This is a genomic window from Lacisediminihabitans sp. (assembly GCF_036404185.1).
Lineage (GTDB): Bacteria > Actinomycetota > Actinomycetes > Actinomycetales > Microbacteriaceae > Lacisediminihabitans.
This window is the reverse complement of record NZ_DASWPB010000210.1, coordinates 1-17,373: the sequence shown is the minus strand read 5'-3', so window position 1 is coordinate 17,373 and position 17,373 is coordinate 1. Positions and strand designations below refer to the sequence as shown.

Here is a 17,373-nt window from a genome sequence, read left to right as displayed (position 1 = left end):
GACGCACCATCCCCGGCGTCTACTCCCGCGTCGCCGGACGCCTACTCGCCCTCGCAGCCGGAATCTGGCACAACTGGCTCATCGGAGCCACCCACAAACGCTCCCTCATCGCCTACGACCATTAGGACTCACTCATCTAGGCTTAGTCCATGAGCTATGTCGCTGCCCCCAGCCGTTACGAATCCATCGAATACACGAGAACGGGACGGAGCGGACTCAAACTGCCCGCCATCTCCCTCGGACTCTGGAACAACTTCGGATCCGACCGCCCGATCGACACGCAGCGGGCCATCCTCCGTCGCGCCTTCGACCTCGGCGTGACCCACTTCGACCTTGCCAACAACTACGGCCCGCCCGCCGGCAGCGCCGAGACCAACTTAGGCCGGATCTTCGCCGACGACTTCCGCCCCTACCGCGACGAACTGATCATCTCGACGAAGGCCGGTTACGACATGTGGGACGGCCCGTACGGGGAGTGGGGCTCGCGCAAGTACCTGCTCTCCTCGCTCGACCAGAGCCTCGGCCGGATGGGACTCGACTACGTCGATATCTTCTACTCGCACCGTCCGGATCCCGAGACGCCGATCGAGGAGACGATGGGCGCGCTGGCCACCGCGGTGACCTCGGGGAAGGCGCTCTACGCGGGCATCTCCAACTACAACACCGAGCAGACGATCGCCGCCCACAAGGCGCTCGCCGCCCACGGCATCCCGGTGCTCATCCACCAGCCCAGATACAACATGTTCGACCGCCACATCGAGACGGAGGGACTGCTCCCGGTGCTCGACGAGCTCGGCATGGGGAGCATCGTCTTCTCCCCGCTCGCCCAGGGCCTGCTGACCGACCGCTATCTCGCGGGCATCCCGGCGGACTCCAGGGCCGCGGAGGGCCGCTGGATCACCGCGGACAACATCAGCGAGACCTATCTCGAACGGGCGAGGGCACTCAATGAGATCGCGAAGGGCCGCGGGCAGAGCCTCGCGCAGCTCGCCCTGTCCTGGGTGCTCCGCCAGCCGCAGATCACCTCCGCGCTCATCGGGGCGTCGAGCGTCCGCCAGTTGGAGAACAACATCGCCGCGCTGGAGAGCGCTCCCCTCACCGACGAGGAGATCGCCGCGATCGAGCCACTCGCCGTGGACGGCACCGGCCTGCGCTAACGGGCACGGATGTCGGTGGCCGCCCGTAACCTGGCGGCCACCGACCATTCGACACCCGAGGAGCAGACATGACCACGCTCGCCTTCGCCGGAGACCTCCCGCTCGTCCGTCCCGGCATCACACTCGTCCGAGTGCACGACCAGTTGTGGCGGGTCACCAGGCCCGACGGCGAGGTGCTCGGCTATGTCGAGCAGTTCGGCGTTGCCGGCGGCCTCCGCTTCCGGGCGAAGCGCTTCATGTCCAGCCGGGGCCGGTTTCTGCCGATAGGAGAGTTCTGGAGCATCGACGACGCGATCGACTGCTTCTGAGCCCGTCCGGCTTTGTCGAGACTCGCCACGTGTGCTGGCCATCCCACCGGCCACCCCGGGTTAAGGTTCGGGCATGGAATGGTGGAACAACTTCGTGAACTGGTTCGATTCCGATGAGGGATGGCGCATCGTTTCCGGCGTGATCCTTCCGTTTGTCGCGATCGTCGTCGCGGGCGTGATCGCCGCCCTGATCGGTCGTGGCTCCGCCAAGCGTGTCATCGCCCTGAGCGATCGAGAGGTGAGGGCCTCCGCCGTCACCGCGCTCATCGGTGCCGCCCGCAAGGCATCCGTCTGGAACACCCTGCCAGCCCCGGAGCAGGTGCACATCGACCACCTCATCGAGGAGGCGGACATCAGGCTCCGGATGCTCCCTGTGGCCGGGACGACCCTCGCCGCCGAGTGGGCGGCACACGAGATCGCCGACATGAAGAAGAACGCCGTGTCGTTCAGCTTCCAGGCCGAGCAGTCGCTCATCGTCTTCAGGGACCGCCTGGTCGACTGGCAGGCGAGGCCGGCCCGCGCCAAGAGGCTGTTCAAGAATGACCTCGACGCGTGGGCGTACGACTCCTCGTTGAGCGAACAGGACCTCGTGCACCAACAGCAGGCCTGGGCCGCGCAGCAGGCGGCGGCGGAGACCGTCACGGTCGAGGCCATCCCGCCCGCCCTGTACGCCCGGCCGGCCGTCCCGGAGCCGGTCGCGAGTTCGGCACCGGTCGCGAGTGCAGCACCGGCCGCGAGTCCGGCACCGGTCCCGGCCGTCGATGACTCCATCTTCTCCGCCGCCTCCACCGGCTCGACCGGCACGAATACCGATTCGACCGAGACCGACTGATCCAGCTCAGCGACCGGACGCTCAGCCGATCGCCGGGCTCGCCTCCGGCGCGCTGTCCGTGGCGCGGACGGAAACCCCGAGGTCGTCGCCCAGGTTCACCCTGGTCGCGCCGTCGATCTCGAGGGTCTCCGCGACGATGTCGCGTTCGATGGTCGTCGCCAGCGGCTTCTCCGTGACGAAGCAGAGCAGGACGACGGCGACGACCATGAGCGGCACCATGTAGAGGAACACCGGGGTGAGCGCGTCGTTGTAAGCGCCGACGATGACGTCCCTGATGACGGCCGGCAGCTTCTGCACCGCCTCCGGCGTGAAGGAGTTGCTGCCGCCGGCGATGCCGGACCCGCCGCCGGGCATCCGCTGACCGAGGAGGTCGGCCAGCTTGGCCACGAACAGGCTCCCGACGACGGCGGAGCCGACCGAGGCCCCGATCTGGCGGAAGTAGTTGTTCGAGGCCGTCGCCGTCCCCACCTCGGAGTTGGGGAACGAGTTCTGCACGATGAGGATGAGGATCTGCATGCTCATGCCGAGCCCCAGCCCCATGATCGCGAGGTAGACGCAGAGGATCCAGACGGGAAGGGTCGGGGTCATCGTCGAGAGCAGCGCGAGCGAGATCGCGACGACGACCGTTCCGACGATCGGCAGCCACTTGTACCTGCCGGTCTTGCTGACGAGCTGGCCGGACACGATGGAGGTGATCAGCAGCGCGGCCATCAGCGGGATCAGCAGCAGGCCGGCCTGGGTGGCGTTGACACCCGTGACCATCTGCAGATAGGTGGGCAGGTAGGCCAGCGCGCCGAACATCGCGATTCCGATGATGAGGCCGGCCGCGGTGGTCAGGTTGAAGTTGCGGTCCTTGAACAGGTGCAACGGCATGATCGGCTCCGGGGCGCGACGCTCGACGAGCACGAAGGCCACCCCGGCGACCACGGTGCCGGCGATGAGGCCGACGATGGTGGGCGAATCCCAGTCGTAGGTGGTGCCGCCCCAGGTGGTGACCAGGACGAGGCAGGTCGAGGCGATCGCGAGCAATCCCATCCCCGACCAGTCGATGCGCGGCCTGCCCTTGGTGTTCTTCGGCAGACGCAGGAAGAACAGCGCGGAGGCGATCGCCAGGATGCCGAGCGGGATGTTCATCCAGAGTCCCCAGCGCCAGCCGGGACCGTCGGTGAACCAGCCGCCGAGCAGGGGGCCGGCGACGGAGGAGAGGGCGAAGACGCCGCCCATGATCCCCATGTACCTGCCGCGCTCTCGAGCGGGCACGACATCGGCGATGATCGCCTGCGACAGCAGCATGAGGCCGCCGCCGCCGAGTCCCTGAACGGCACGCCCGACGATGAGCATCGTCATGTCCTGAGCGAGACCGCCGATGATGGAGCCGACGATGAAGATCGCGATCGCCCCGATGAAGAGGCCCTTGCGGCCGATCAGGTCGCCGAGCTTGCCGTAGACCGGCAGCATGATCGTCGAGGCGAGGATGTATGCCGTGGTCACCCACAGCATCTCGTCGACGCCGTGCAGCTGGCCGACGATGGTCGGCAGCGCCGTGCTGAAGATCGTCTGGTCGAGGGACGCGAGAAGCATGGTGACCATGAGGCCGGCGAAGACGAGCAGGATGCCGCGCTTCGAGGCGGCCTCGGCCGTCGGAGCCGGGCGGGCCGCGGCCGGATGAGTCGTTTGTGACATTGGTGATCCTTTGGAAATCAGGAGGAGGGGGTGTTGTCGGTGATGCGGCGGATCAGATCGATCGAGCCGCCGAGGAGTTCGCGGACGGTGCCGCTGAAGTCGGCGCTGAACCAATTGTGCATGGCGAAGCGCATGACGCCGGTGGTGAGATCGACGACCATCCGCGCCTCGTCCTCGAGATCGGGGCTGGTCGCGGTGGACCTGCCCTGGGCCCGGAACCGGGTCAGGACGATGCGGACGAACTGCTCCTCGAGGTCGCCCATCCGCGCCAGCTCCTTGCTGTGCAGCTCCGGGGTGCGCTGGATGAGCAGGCGGCGGGCGCGGAACAGGTCGGCGTCGAGCTCCTTCTCGACGAAGGAGGCGGTGATCATCGCGACGAAATCACCGAGGACGTTCGACCCGGTGCGACCGGCGAAGTCGTCGATCTCCTCCTGGGAGGGCATCGGCGGCGTCGCGCCGAGGATCACGCCCTCCTTGGAGCCGAAGTAGTTGAAGAAGGTGCGCTGCGAGATCATGCCGGCCTCGCAGATCATGTCGATCGTCGTGTTCTCATACCCGTGCTCAAGGGCGAGGTCGATCGCCGTTCGCTCGATCGAGGCGTAGAGGGCGGCGCGCTTGCGCTCGCGCAGCCCCCCGTCGGATGTCGGGTCACTCATAACGAAGCGCATCGATCGGGTTCTGCCTCGCCGCGCGCCTGGCGGGAAGCGTCCCGGCGAGGAAGGCGATGGCCATGACAACGAGGATGATCGTGACGATCGACGCGGGCGCGAACTGCATGACCTGCAGGCCGGGCAGCCCGGACAGGGCCGTTCGGGCGAGCACGTCGCTGATGACCGAGCCCACCCCGATGGCGACGCCGGCGCCGATCGCGCTCCCGAGGAATCCGATGAAGACGGCCTCCATGCTGAACAGGGTGTAGACCTTGCCTCCGCTCATTCCCATCGCCTTCATGAGGCCGATCTCCCTCGTGCGCTCCTGCACGCTCATCAGCAGGGTGTTGATGATGCCGAAGCCCGCGGCCACGAGGGCGATCACCGCGAAGGCGTTGAGCACGCCGATGATGCCGCTGATGACGGTCTGGAACGAGCCGATCTGATCGGCGACGGTCTGGGCGGTGAAGCCCTCCGCCTTGAGGTCCTTCTTGATCGAATCGATGCCGGCCTGGCTCGCGTGCGGGTCGAAGTGAGCGGTGGCGGTGAGATAGCTCTCGCCGAGGTTCGCCGGCCGGCCCGTCGACTGGATCGTGTTCAGCTCGTCGGTCAGGCTCTGGCTCAGACCCACCCCGCCGCCGATGAGCGTCTTGTTCTGCACGCCGGCGATCGTGGCGGTCACGGTGTGCGCGGTGCCGAGATAGTCGTCGATGCCGATCGTCACCGTCTTCCCGATCGCGGATTCCGCGCTGCCGAGGCCCATGTTCTTGAGATAGGAGTCCGGCAGCAGGATGTCGTCGGCCTTGTCGCTGAGCTGTCTGCCCGCGGCGAGATCCGCCTTCGTGAGCGCGGCGGCGGCGTTCAGCGTCAGCTGGTACTTCCCTTCGCTGCCGTACTCGATGTACGTCGGCGTCACCCGGACCATGGGGTTCACGGTCCGGATGCCGGTCGTGTCCCTGATCGTGGTGAGATCGACCTTCGTCAGCGGCTTGATCGACAGCGCGGCCGCCGCACCGCCGAAGCCGCCGCCGGCCGCCGTCTGGGCGGGGTCGTACTTCGTCGGTCCGTCGTCCGTCCCGGTCGGGGCATCCGGCGTCTTGGTCACGCTGAGCACGTCGGTCGAGCCGATGGAGGCGACCTGGGTGTTGATGTAGCTGGAGATACCGGTGCCGATGGCGCTCGTGATGGTGAGCGTGAAGGCGCCGATGAAGATGGCCACGACGGTGAGTGTGGTGCGCAGCTTGCTGCGGAAGGTGTTGCCGATGGCCGTCCCGACGATGTCGACGAACTTCATGAGGCCACCTCCGTCGAGGTCGTGTCTTCCAGCCCGTCTCGGATGAAGATCTGTCTATCGCAGCGGGCCGCGAGCTCCACGTCGTGAGTGACGATCACCAGGGTGATGCCCTTGTCCCGATTCAGCGAGAACAGGATGTCCTCGACCAGTCGCCCCGTGGCCGTGTCCAGGTTGCCGGTCGGCTCGTCGGCGAAGATGACCTTCGGATTGTTGACCAGCGCCCTGGCGATGACGACCCGCTGCTTCTGCCCGCCGGAGAGGTTGATCGCCTTGTTCTTCGCCTTGTCGGCGAGCTCGAGCTGCTCGAGGGCCGCCATCCCGCGTGCCCTCCGCTCCCTGGGGCCGACCCCGGCGATCTTCAGGGGGAGCACGACGTTGTCGAGCACGGAGGCGTTCGGGGTGAGGAAGAACTGCTGGAAGACGAAACCGAAGTCGCGGTTGCGCAGGACGTTCATCGCCGTGCTCTTCAGCTGCCGGGCATCCACGCCGCCGACCAGGAGCACTCCCCCGTCCGGATCGTCGAGCAGGGCGAGCAGGTGCATGAGGGTGGACTTGCCGGAGCCGCTCTTACCGACGATCGCGACGGTCTCCCCCTCGCGGATGTCGAGGGAGACGCCCTTGAGCGCCTCGAAGCGGCTCGCACCGCTGCCGTACGACTTGACGATGTTCTGCGCGGTCAGTACCGAGGCGCTCATGCGGGATCCGTTCGACGAGAGATGAGGTGCGCGATCTCGCCGTCGAGGCCATGCAGTGCGACTATAAATGCATCAGATGCAAAAATATAGTAACTGCATGAAACTGCGTATTGGCCGTGAGAAAGACCGTCCCGGCTCGGCTGACGGCGCGCATACGGCATCGCGCGAAGCGCTTCGACGAGCGCTGTCCCGGTGTCAGGATGGCCTTCGAATGATAGTCGTTCGTTATCGCCGGATCGATGCGGGCTATCCACGTAACACCGGGTTAATGCGGGGGAAACGGTCGATTCACACGGAGCTGATTGAGTGTCCCTGTCTATATCTGGATGACACAAATCTATATAAAAGTCGCGTTGACTTTGGTTTTCCCCTCTCATAGCGTGACCGAATCAACGTTCGACAGGTCGGCGAAATCGCCAACGAGAGAGGCACAGCATGAGAACCCACTTTCGGACGGCGCGGACGATCGCAGCGGTGGCCGCAGCGATTGGTCTCTTCGCCGTGGCCGGCTGTTCGTCGTCGCCTGGACCCACGACGTCGACGTCAACGGGATCCAGCTCCCTCGTGGTCGGGATGACCTATGCACCGAAGGCACTCAACCCCGACTACGTCTATGACCCGGCCGACTACTACATCATGGACAACATCTACAGCCGCCTCGTCAACTACGGGTACGACTACCAGGTGCACGGCGATCTGGCCACGAAGTGGACGACGAGCACCGATGGGCTCGTCTACACCTTCAGCCTCGTCAAGGGCGTGACATGGTCCGACGGCAAGGCGCTCACCTCCGCCGACGTCAAGTGGACGATCGATTCGATCATCGCTGAGAAGGGCTACGGCGCCGCCGCCCTCGCCGGAATCACGGACGTCACCACCCCCGATCCGACGACGGTCGTACTCACCCTGGGGAGCCCGAACAGCTCCTTTCTCGATCAACTTGCCCAGCGCTACGGCTGGGTCGTGCTCCCCAAACACGTATTCGACGGAACGGACGTCACCACCAACCCGGCGAACACCGCCCCCATCGGCAGCGGTCCTTTCGTCGTCACCTCCTTCCAACCGGGACAGTCGGTGCAGCTGAAGGCGAATCCGCACTACTTCGGGGGCGCACCGAAGCTCGACAACCTCAGCTTTCGCTTCTTCTCCTCGTCGGACGCCGCGGTGAGCGCCCTGCAGACCGGAGAGATCCAGTTCATGGCCAATGCGCCGTCGTACTCGTCGATCCCCACGCTCCAGCAGACAAAGGGCATCACCGTCGAGACGGCCAACGCCGCGCCTCCCACCGATGTCTGGCTCGGCTTCAATCTCGCGCGTAAACCCCTCAGCGACCTGAGCGTTCGCACGGCGATCAGCAGCGCGATCAATCCGGACCAGATCAACAAGCTTGTCTACGGCGGGACGAAGAAGGTCACCCACACCGTGTACGACCCCTCATCGCGCAGCTACGACAAGGCGGCCATGCAGCCGGCCTTCAATGTCAAGAAGGCGAACAAACTTCTCGACGACGCCGGCTATCCGAAGAATGCTTCCGGCATTCGTTTCTCGCTCACCTACACAGGTTTCACCGCCTCCCTGGGCGGGGCCGACAAGATCGGCGAGGTCCTCAAGCAGCAGCTCGCGGCCATAGGCGTCGACCTCACCCTGGAGAACGACGACTTCTCGGTCTTCGCCGACAAGATCATGACCAAGCACGACTTCGACATCACCTGGTCGGGCGGCCCCCATGGACCCGATCCGCAGACCCTCGCGAACTACGTTGCCACCACGGGCAACCGCAACGCGATGCAGTACTCGAATCCGACCGTCGACGAGCTGTTCGCCAAGGCCAAGGCGACGACGGACGCGGCGGCTCAGAACCGCTATTACACGCAGATCCAGAAGATCATCGCCGCGGACATGCCTCGTTACACGCTCTTCCAGTGGAACTACCAGTTCCCGTTCGCCTCGAAGTACAGCGGATTCTGGTGGCAGAAGGCCGCGGGAGGAACGGTACCGGCCGACGACTACCGACTGGTCACCGTGACCGGGTAAGAGCCGGGACGAATCCCCGATCCGACAAGAACCGAACAGAAACAGAGGAAATCAGCTGTGAGCATTGCATCGACCCAGGACATCGAGACCACCACCGCATACGGCGACATGATCGTGGTCGACGGATGCACGCCGCGGATCGGCTCGGACGGCTTCTTCGAGGCGATCAGGACGGCGGGCGTCACGGCGGTCTGCGTCTCGCTGTCCGCCCAGGTTGGGGCCGCACAGGTCGGCGGGTTCTTCGAGGCGGTGCAGGAGATGAACGTCTACTTCAACCTCGCGGAGATCTATTCCGACCGCTGTCTCATCGCCACGACCACCGACGATATCCGCCGCGCCAAGGCCGAGTCCAAGCTCGCGATCATCTTCGCGTTCCAGAACGGGATGCCCATCGAAGCCGACCCGGTCAACCTCGTCCCCTTCTTCTATCGCAACGGCGTGCGCATCATCCAGCTCACCTATAACGAACGCAACCGCCTCGGTGACGGCTGTTTCGAGCCGGAGAACCTCGGGCTGACGACCATGGGACAGCAGACCGTGACGGAGATGGACCGCTTGGGGATCCTCATCGACCTCTCGCATGTCGGACATCGGACGGGGATGGATGCGATCGAGTACTCCGAGAACCCCGCCGTGTTCTCCCACACCGGCTGCCTCGCGCTCACCGACTCGGTGCGCAACAAATCCGATGACGAGATCAGGCTCATCGCCGCCAAGGGCGGCCTCGTCGGCATCTCCCCGTACGCACCGTTCATCGAGCCGAGGTCGGGCGAGCGGCCGACACTCAGCGACTTCATCGATCACATCGACCACGCCGTGCAGCTCGTCGGGCCGGATCACGTCGCGATCGGCACTGATATCGCCGAGCACTGGTCCGTGCGCTGGGCGAGCAACTCCGGACGCCGATTCCCCAAGCTGGTGGAGAAGTACAGCTGGGACACGGTCTACGCGGAGGGATTCGAATCGCTGGCCCGGTTCCCGGAGGTCGCGCAGGCGCTCGACCGGCGCGGGTACGCGAGCGCCGAGGTGGCGGGGATCCTCGGCGGCAACTGGATGCGCGTCTTCGACACGGTGTGGGCGTGATTTCCTTCCGCCGCGTCGATCTGGGCTGATCCGTGGCCAGGTACATCCTGCTGCGGATCGCCCAGGCGATCCCCACGCTCGCCTTCCTCGTGATCCTGACCTTCGTCGTCGTCAGGATCACGCCGGGCGACCCCGCCTACGCGATAGCGGGAGACAACGCCAGCGCCGACTACATCGCCCACGTACGGGTCGCCTACGGCCTCGACAAACCCGTCCTCGAGCAGCTCTGGCTCTACGTCTCGCACCTGATTGTCGGAGACCTCGGCACCTCGTACACCTATCACTCTCCGGTGCTCGGGGTCGTCATGGGGCGGCTCGGCGCATCCCTGCTGCTCGTGGCCTGCGGTCTCGTCCTCGGCATCGTGGGAGGCACCTACCTCGGCGCCTACGCGAGCAGAATCAAGGGAACGCTGCGGGAGGCGATCCTGAACTTCGCAAGCCTCACGCTGTATTCGGTCCCGATCTTCTGGCTGGGACTCCTCCTGATCTATGTCTTCGCGATCAAGGCGAACCTGGTCCCCGCCGGAGGCATCCATTCCCTTCCTCCCCCCACCGGATTCGCGGCGACACTCGATCTTCTCGACCACCTGGCCCTGCCGACGCTGACGCTGGCCCTCTACACGTTCCCGGTCTACTACCGGTTGACCCGGAGCCGGATGTCCGCCGTGATGAACGACGAGTACATCCGCACGGCTCGCGCCATTGGTTTCGCGGAACGGCGGGTATTCTTCCGCCACGGTCTTCGCAACGCGATTCTGCCCTCGCTCACCATGGCGGGCCTCACCATCGGTCAGTCCATCGGCGGGGCATTGCTGACGGAGGCGGTGTTCGCGTGGCCCGGTGTCGGAACCCTCATGCAAGAGGCGATAGGGCAGCGTGACCTGCCGCTGATCATGGGCGTTTTCATCGTGGTGGCAATATCGGTTCTCGTCGCAACCATCGTCACCGATGTGCTCTACGTCGTCGCAGATCCCCGGGTCAGGCTCTCATGACGAACAGCGAAGCAGCGGAGATCCACGGAGCCTTCGCGGGTATCCGGCGGCGCCTCGCCACCTCGAGGAACGCCAGGCGGGTGCCGGTCGTCGCGGCGTTTGTGATTCTCGGCGTCGTGCTGGCCATCGCGGTCTTCGGCACGTCGCTGTCACCCCACGATCCGACGGTGTCGCTCACGGTGCCCAATCGGCAGCCGGGCGGCTCCTTCCCTCTGGGTACGGACTCGCTCGGACGGGACGTTCTGAGCCGCATCATGGCCGGCACTCGATACACCGTCGCGCTCGCGTTCGGGGCCACCCTGTTCGCCCTTCTGATCGGGATCGTCCTTGGATCGGTCGCAGGCTATTTCGGCGGGTGGATCGACATCGTCGTGTCACGGGTGATCGAGATGTTCCTCACGGTGCCGCACCTCATCTTCGCCATCCTCCTCGTGGCGTTCCTCGGCAACGCCTGGTGGGTCGTCATCGTCGTGCTCGGCCTCACCATGTGGCCGGCGACCGCCCGGCTCGCGAGGTCCGAGGCCCTTCGCCTACGGGACAGGGAGTTCGTGGAGGCCTCTCGCATAGCCGGAGTCGGCAGCGCCGGGGTCATCGCGCGCCATGTGCTGCCGAACGGCCTGGGACCCGTGATCGCGAACGCAAGCCTCCAGGTCGCCGAGGCCGTTCTGCTCTCGGCCGGACTGAGCTTCATCGGGCTCGGCGATCCGTCGGCGATCAGCTGGGGCAAGATGATCCAGGAGGCGCAGGGTGCCTTCCAGACGGCCTGGTGGGCGGTCGTCTATCCGGGACTCGCGCTCACCATCCTGCTGTTGTCCCTCCACACGATCGGCGACTGGGTCGGTCGGGTCCTCGGAAAGGAGGACGAGGGTGTCATCGCCTGAACGCGCATCCGCCGTCGAGGTCAGGGGCCTCTCCGTGGATTATTCCGGCACCCGGGCCCTGCACGAGATCAGTCTGAGCGTCGCCACGGGCGGCAGCCTCGGAATCATCGGAGAGTCCGGCTCCGGCAAGACCACCCTGCTCTACAGCATCGCCCGCCTGCTTCCGGCGAACGCGAACATCGTCTCCGGTAGCGTCCTGTTCGGAGGTGAGGACCTCCTGGCGATGTCGGAGGAGCGGATGAGACAGCTGCGCTGGAGGGAGATCTCGATCGTCTTCCAGGGGGCGATGCACGCGCTCAACCCGGTCATCCGAGTGGGGTCCCTCCTGCGCGAGGTCCTCGTTCAGCGCTCCCACCTGGGATCGAGAGCCGAAATCGACCGTCGCATCGACGAGGCGCTCGCGATGGTCGACGTCCCCCGGCGCGTGATTCGCGCCTATCCCCATGAGCTGAGCGGCGGCATGCGTCAAAGGGTGATCATCGCCATGAGCCTACTGTGTGAGCCGACGCTGCTGCTCGCCGACGAGCCGACGACGTCTCTGGACGTCATCGTGCAGGCCGAGATACTCGGACGTCTGGCTGAGCTGCGACGACGACTGGGTTTCACCTTCGTGTTCGTGTCGCACGATCTCGGGGTCGTGTCGCAGTACTGCGATGACGTCGCCGTCATGTACGACGGCCGGATCGTGGAGTTCGGCCCCGTCCGCGAGGTGCTGACGGCGCCACAGCATCCGCACACCAGGCGCCTGATCCGCTCCTATCCCTCGATCGACGCCACCTTGGACCTGCGGGCGCTCGCGGCCACGGACGTCGATGAGGCCGTCATCGCCAACGAGGAGGACCATGGTTGACCCGATCGAGCCCTCGCTGTCCCTCCGTGAGGTGAGCAGGCGGTTCCGCGCTCGCGGACACCGCGCCTGGATCGACGCCGTCTCCGAGGTGTCGATCGACGTCATACCCGGCTCCATCCTCGCGATCGTCGGAGCGAGCGGCGCCGGGAAATCGACGGTCGGCAGGATTCTCTCCCTGCTGGATGCGCCGACCAGCGGTCAGGTCCTCATGCACGGCAAGGACGTGAAGGACTTCGGCCGCGAGGAGCGCAAGAGCGCTCGCCGAGGCATCCAGGTCGTGCATCAGGATCCATTCGAGGCGCTGGATCCGCGCTTCACCGTCGGTCAGTCCGTCTCCGAGGGACTGCAGGGCTCAGAGATCGACCGGACAGAGCGAAGAGAGCGGGCGCGGATCGCGCTCGATCAGGTCGAACTCGATCCGGACCGGTTCTGGAAGAGCACCCCTGGACGGCTCAGCGGCGGTCAGAGGCAGCGCGTCGCCCTGGCCAGAGCCATCGTCGGCCGACCGTCGGTCATCGTCGCCGACGAACCCGTCTCCGCGCTCGACGTGTCGATTCGTGCCGGGGTGCTGAGCCTGTTCGCCAGAGTCCGAGACGAGCTGGGCACCTCGATCGTGCTGATCACCCACGATCTCGGTACGGCTCGCGCCGTCGTGGACGACATTGTCGTCATGCAGGGGGGTCGGATCGTCGAGCGCGGGAGGACGAATCAAATCCTCGACGCGCCCCGGCATCCGTACACCCGCAAGCTCATCGACAGCGCGCCGCGACTCATGACAACGCAGCCGCCGACCGATTAGGCGGGATCCTTCGCGGCACGTTGTGCGGCGTAGTGCAGGAGTGCGACGAAGGCGCGGGTCCCGGCCGACATCGTGCTCGTGCTCGTGCGGATGATGTGGAAGTACAACGAGGTATGGGTACCGGTTATGGGCCGGAAAACCAGCGTGCCGCGTTCGAAGTAGGGATCCTCATCGAGAGCCTGGGCCGACAGCACCGTGATGCCGAGTCCGGAGGCGACCATCCATTTCGCCGATTCGATGCTGTCGGTCAAATGCCCCGCGCGCTCTATTGCGCTGCCGAAGGCGCTCTTCATGAAATCGTGAACGAGATAGCCCTCCCGGTAGAAAATGATGCGCTCCCGCGTCACCTGCTCGACCGAGACCGACTCGAAGCGGGCGAGGGGGTGGTCCTTGCCCAGACACAGGACGAATGCCGTCGTCAGGAGGCGTTCGGAGGTCAGCCCGGAGGCGACGGGCAGATCCTCCGAGCGGGACGACACGATGCCGAAATCGATCTCGCCGTTGATGAGCATGTCTGTGACCTCATGCGATCCCCCCTCGCGGATGGTGATCTCGGTATCGGGGTACGAGCGTCGCAACCCCGTGAGCGCCGGACGCACGATCGATCGGGAGGCGACTGGGATGGTGCCGATGGCGATGCGCCCCTGTTCCCGGTGAGCCGCGCGGTCGCGCTTGTCGTAGATGTCGTCGACGAAGTCGAGGACCTTCTGCACGTCGGGCAGGATGAGCTCCCCGAAGGGGGTGAGGATCACGCCGCGCCTGGAACGAACGAGGATCTGCGAACCCAGGTCCTCCTCGAGCCGGGCGATCGAATGGCTGAGGGAAGGCTGGGTCAGCCCGAGAGATTCCGCGGCCTTGCGGAACGAGCCCGTCTCGGCGATGCGGGCGAAGTGTCGGAGCTGCTCGAGACGCATCATCGTGGATCGGAGGATCGAGCTATGGTGGCTGCGCGATGTCTTGTTCGTGTCATCAGCGAACCATCGGACCGACGCCCCGGCGCGCTGGACGCCCTGCGCGAGGTCCGGAACCGCCCATTATCATTCTGCGAATATATTGACTGCCGTCGGTGGTGGCAACGCCGGTTCAGCATTCGACCACGTTCACCGCGAGGCCGCCGAGTGAGGTCTCCTTGTATTTCGAATTCATATCCGCTCCGGTCTGGCGCATCGTCTCGATCACCTGGTCGAGGGAGACGCGATGGGTTCCGTTGCCGCGCATCGCCATGGTCGCCGCGTTCACGGCCTTGGCGGCGGCGATTGCATTCCGCTCGATGCACGGGATCTGCACCAGGCCGCCGACCGGATCGCAGCTGAGGCCGAGATTGTGCTCCATCGCGATCTCCGCCGCGTTCTCGACCTGGCGCGGTGAGGCACCGAGCAGCTCGGCCAGACCGGCCGCCGCCATCGACGAGGCTGAACCGACCTCCCCCTGACACCCGACCTCCGCCCCCGAGATCGATGCACGTTCCTTGTACAGTACCCCGATCGCCGCCGCGGTCAGCAGAAATCGTTCAACGGCATCCGGAGACGGAGGAAGATACTTCACCGCGTACCAGAGAACGGCGGGAACGATGCCCGCGGCACCGTTCGTCGGGGCGGTCACAACACGGCCCCCCGCGGCGTTCTCCTCGTTCACCGCGAGAGCGATCACGTTGAGCCACTCCGTCGCGTACCGGGCATGGAACGGCTCCTGCTGACTCATGAGCGTGTCGTGCCATGCCCTGGCCCTCCTGGGCACCTGGAGGCCGCCGGGGAGGATGCCCTCGCCGACAAGCCCTGCCGTGATGCACTCGGTCATCGCCCGGTGGATGCTTCCGATGCCGTCGCGGAGTGCGCCCTCCGTCATCCGCGACAGCTCGTTGGCGCGCATCACACCGGCGATCGACAGTCCGCTGCTGTCGCATCTCTCGAGCAGTTCACCGCCGCTCGAGAAGGGCAGGGGCAGGGTGGACGATGCATCCGCTTCCGTCGGCTCTCCGTCCCGCACGACGAATCCGCCTCCGATCGAATACCACGTCTCATCGGCGAGGACCGTCCTCTCGGACGAGAATGCGACGAATCGCAGGCCGTTCGGATGGAAGTCGAGCACGGTGAAGGGATGCTTGTGGAAGGTGTAGTCGATCCTGCACCCGTGGAGGGTGATTCTCCCTTCGGCTATGGCCCCCCGCATCCGGCGGAGATCAGCGGTCTCCGGCTCGAATCCCATCAGTCCGGCGAGGATCGCGTCGTAGGTGCCGTGTCCCTCGCCGGTCGCTGCGAGGGAGCCGTAGGTGTGGAGCTCGAGGGATGCGGTTCCGACCGGCAGCGCATGCCGGAAGTAGCGTGCCGCCCGCATGGGCCCGACGGTGTGGGAGCTCGACGGCCCGATCCCGATCGAGAACAGTTCCAAAACGCCGATCGTCATGAGCGGATCCCCTCGCATGCGTCTGAATAGGATCCCCCCGCTCTGTCCGTGTACCTGAGAGTGTCGTGCACCGAAGTGCCTGTGCCCCGTCGGTGGCCGATCGAGTCGGCCTCTCCAGAGTGTGTCGATCACGACGGTTTCCTGGCCTGAGAGATTCCCGGGAGGTGTTGCTCCTTCGGCACCGGTCGAGACCGGATTCTCCCGTCGTGAACGTTATCGTTCGATTCTGCCATCGATGGATGCGTCGCGACCACTCCTGCGGGAAGATCCGTACCGGGGAGAAGCTTCAGGCACGGCGAAGGTCACCGCGACGAGCACCTGGCGTTGCGGAAGAGGATCGATCGCCCGCACGGGTCTCGAGCGGCAGGGAGAGCGCGGCGGCGAGCGAGACCGCCCCGCGGAATCCGGCCCAGGCGAGCGGGAGGCGGTTCCTGGCGCTCACCCTGCGCGTGGGTTCCACCGGTCGCCGATCGATCGCGCGCAGGATGTACAGCACGGTGTTGAACCAGGCCAGCCTGAGGCCGATCGCGGTCGCGGCGACGGACGATCAGACGAACTCGACGGCGGGCTGGAGCCCCTCCATCCCCCGGACCTCCTCGGCTCAGCCCGTGGCCGCGCCGGACAGACGCGGCAGGACGACGGACGATCTCAACACCGCAAGAATTGACTCCGCGGTGTCGACGCTGGTCGACGGGCGAGGATCGTCCCGCGCCCTGTCGATCGCCATGCTGGCCACCAGCTTCGTCGCGTGCGCCGTGATGGACACCCACGGCTCGGCCGGATCCGCTCCCGCCCTCGCCGCGATCGCGTCGTTCAGCGTGGCCATGTCCTGGTTCCAGACCTCCCAGAGCTGGGCACGCGGTCGCGCGGTCTTGTCCAGGATGTCCCTGAGCTCGTTGATCTCCTGCGCCCGGCTGTCGAACTCCTCGAGGTACCCGCGGAGCGCGTTGCCGAGTGCGGTGTCGAGGTCTTCGGCGGCCGGCCGCTCGGCGAGCAGGCCCGCGAGCCTCCCCACCGTCGCGATGATCGGCGCGAGGACCAGCTCATCCTTGGTGGGGAAGTACCGGTACAGGGTGGACGGGCCGACCTCGGCGACCTCCGCGATGTGCTCCATCGTCGTCTCGTCGTACCCGTCGGAGAGGAAGAGGGCACGCGCGACCTCGAGGATCTCGGCACGCGTGCGTTCTCTTTTCCGCTCTCGAAGACCCATACGCGGATGTTACACGGCAGCCACCACGACGGTCATCGAGACCGAGGACGGCGTGGCACGACGATCCCCTCGCCGCCGATCTCGTCGAGGATCCCGTCGGCGATATCCGTCATCGACCGTCGATGGTCGCCGGAGCGCCAGGTGTCCGCCGCCAGATCGATGACCAGCAGGGTGAGGCGCGCCGTCATCTTGATCCTCAGGTCCGAGAGCCCGCCGCCGACCCGTGCGGCGATCGCCTTCTCGAGCAGATCGCGGTCCTGGGCGATGAAGTCCCACAGACGGGCGCGGGGACCAGGGGCCCCGTCGATGATCGTGCGCACGGTGTCGAGATGGGGCTGCTCCGCGACGACCGCCTCCAGAGCCTGCCGGATCGCTGCACCGAGCGCGAGCTCGATGGGCTCATCCGCCGGACGGCCGCGCAGGGCACCCGCGACCGCGTCGACCTTGGTGAACGGGTCGAGCAGGATGAGGTCCTTGCTCGGGAAATAGCGATAGAGCGTCG

The 17,373-nt window shown here is 65.9% G+C and carries 18 protein-coding genes, 1 pseudogene and 1 riboswitch; of the genes and pseudogenes, 10 read left to right on the top strand and 9 right to left on the bottom strand.

Going from position 1 to position 17,373, the window contains the following annotated elements:
* The 4 genes and pseudogenes from VGC18_RS15050 to VGC18_RS15035 form a co-directional block, all read left to right on the top strand.
* Positions 1-125 (top strand): annotated as a pseudogene (locus VGC18_RS15050) (IS982 family transposase); the annotation flags it as partial.
* Between the two features lie 24 nt (positions 126-149).
* Positions 150-1,157, top strand: a complete 1,008-nt coding sequence (gene mgrA, locus VGC18_RS15045) for an L-glyceraldehyde 3-phosphate reductase (protein ID WP_331098860.1) — start codon at positions 150-152, stop codon at positions 1,155-1,157.
* A gap of 68 nt (positions 1,158-1,225) precedes the next feature.
* The gene (locus VGC18_RS15040) at positions 1,226-1,465 is read left to right on the top strand and encodes a hypothetical protein (protein WP_331098858.1); all 240 of its coding nucleotides are present in this window, start codon (positions 1,226-1,228) and stop codon (positions 1,463-1,465) included.
* A 73-nt stretch (positions 1,466-1,538) separates the two neighbouring features.
* Positions 1,539-2,297 carry a hypothetical protein gene (locus VGC18_RS15035; protein WP_331098856.1) on the top strand — a complete coding sequence of 253 codons (759 nt, stop codon included), beginning with the start codon at positions 1,539-1,541 and terminating at the stop codon, positions 2,295-2,297.
* Between the two features lie 21 nt (positions 2,298-2,318).
* On the opposite strand, the gene VGC18_RS15030 is transcribed toward VGC18_RS15035, so the two are convergent.
* From VGC18_RS15030 to VGC18_RS15015, 4 genes are read right to left on the bottom strand one after another with little or no spacing between them, the layout of a single operon-like run.
* Positions 2,319-3,980, bottom strand: coding sequence for an MDR family MFS transporter (locus VGC18_RS15030; RefSeq protein WP_331098854.1), 1,662 nt, complete (start codon positions 3,978-3,980; stop codon positions 2,319-2,321).
* Positions 3,981-3,997: 17 nt separating this feature from the next.
* The gene (locus VGC18_RS15025) at positions 3,998-4,636 is read right to left on the bottom strand and encodes a TetR/AcrR family transcriptional regulator (protein WP_331098852.1); all 639 of its coding nucleotides are present in this window, start codon (positions 4,634-4,636) and stop codon (positions 3,998-4,000) included.
* Positions 4,629-5,924: an ABC transporter permease gene (locus tag VGC18_RS15020; RefSeq protein ID WP_331098850.1), complete on the bottom strand. Its 1,296-nt coding sequence runs from the start codon at positions 5,922-5,924 to the stop codon at positions 4,629-4,631. The genes VGC18_RS15025 and VGC18_RS15020 overlap by 8 nt, the downstream gene beginning before the upstream one ends.
* A complete protein-coding gene (locus VGC18_RS15015; RefSeq protein ID WP_331098848.1) occupies positions 5,921-6,619 on the bottom strand; it encodes an ABC transporter ATP-binding protein in 699 nt (232 codons plus the stop codon). The genes VGC18_RS15020 and VGC18_RS15015 overlap by 4 nt, the downstream gene beginning before the upstream one ends.
* A 474-nt stretch (positions 6,620-7,093) precedes the next feature.
* On the opposite strand from VGC18_RS15015, the gene VGC18_RS15010 reads away from it, so the two are divergent.
* From VGC18_RS15010 to VGC18_RS14985, 6 genes are read left to right on the top strand one after another with little or no spacing between them, the layout of a single operon-like run.
* A complete protein-coding gene (locus VGC18_RS15010) occupies positions 7,094-8,653 on the top strand; it encodes an ABC transporter substrate-binding protein (RefSeq protein WP_331098846.1) in 1,560 nt (519 codons plus the stop codon).
* Between the two features lie 57 nt (positions 8,654-8,710).
* Positions 8,711-9,736 (top strand): dipeptidase, encoded by a 1,026-nt coding sequence (locus VGC18_RS15005; protein ID WP_331098844.1) that lies wholly within the window; start codon positions 8,711-8,713, stop codon positions 9,734-9,736.
* Between the two features lie 32 nt (positions 9,737-9,768).
* Entirely contained in the window at positions 9,769-10,728 is a 960-nt protein-coding gene (locus VGC18_RS15000; protein WP_331098842.1) for an ABC transporter permease, read from the top strand.
* Positions 10,725-11,609 (top strand): ABC transporter permease, encoded by an 885-nt coding sequence (locus VGC18_RS14995; protein ID WP_331098840.1) that lies wholly within the window; start codon positions 10,725-10,727, stop codon positions 11,607-11,609. The genes VGC18_RS15000 and VGC18_RS14995 overlap by 4 nt, the downstream gene beginning before the upstream one ends.
* Complete coding sequence (locus tag VGC18_RS14990) at positions 11,596-12,459, top strand: ABC transporter ATP-binding protein (protein WP_331098838.1); 864 nt, start codon at positions 11,596-11,598, stop codon at positions 12,457-12,459. The genes VGC18_RS14995 and VGC18_RS14990 overlap by 14 nt, the downstream gene beginning before the upstream one ends.
* Positions 12,452-13,258 (top strand): ABC transporter ATP-binding protein, encoded by an 807-nt coding sequence (locus VGC18_RS14985; protein WP_331098836.1) that lies wholly within the window; start codon positions 12,452-12,454, stop codon positions 13,256-13,258. Before VGC18_RS14990 ends, VGC18_RS14985 begins: the two co-directional genes overlap by 8 nt.
* On the opposite strand, the gene VGC18_RS14980 is transcribed toward VGC18_RS14985, so the two are convergent.
* The 5 genes from VGC18_RS14980 to VGC18_RS14960 form a co-directional block, all read right to left on the bottom strand.
* Positions 13,255-14,175, bottom strand: coding sequence for a LysR family transcriptional regulator (locus VGC18_RS14980; RefSeq protein WP_331098834.1), 921 nt, complete (start codon positions 14,173-14,175; stop codon positions 13,255-13,257). The genes VGC18_RS14985 and VGC18_RS14980 overlap by 4 nt on opposite strands.
* A gap of 166 nt (positions 14,176-14,341) precedes the next feature.
* Positions 14,342-15,661, bottom strand: coding sequence for an L-serine ammonia-lyase (locus VGC18_RS14975; RefSeq protein ID WP_331098832.1), 1,320 nt, complete (start codon positions 15,659-15,661; stop codon positions 14,342-14,344).
* A 124-nt stretch (positions 15,662-15,785) separates the two neighbouring features.
* A riboswitch (glycine riboswitch) is annotated at positions 15,786-15,875 on the bottom strand.
* 72 nt (positions 15,876-15,947) lie between these two features.
* Positions 15,948-16,157: a hypothetical protein gene (locus tag VGC18_RS14970; protein ID WP_331098830.1), complete on the bottom strand. Its 210-nt coding sequence runs from the start codon at positions 16,155-16,157 to the stop codon at positions 15,948-15,950.
* Between the two features lie 105 nt (positions 16,158-16,262).
* Complete coding sequence (locus VGC18_RS14965; RefSeq protein ID WP_331098827.1) at positions 16,263-16,871, bottom strand: helix-turn-helix domain-containing protein; 609 nt, start codon at positions 16,869-16,871, stop codon at positions 16,263-16,265.
* A 32-nt stretch (positions 16,872-16,903) separates the two neighbouring features.
* The coding region (locus VGC18_RS14960; RefSeq protein WP_331098825.1) for a hypothetical protein at positions 16,904-17,373 on the bottom strand (470 nt) is incomplete at its 5' end.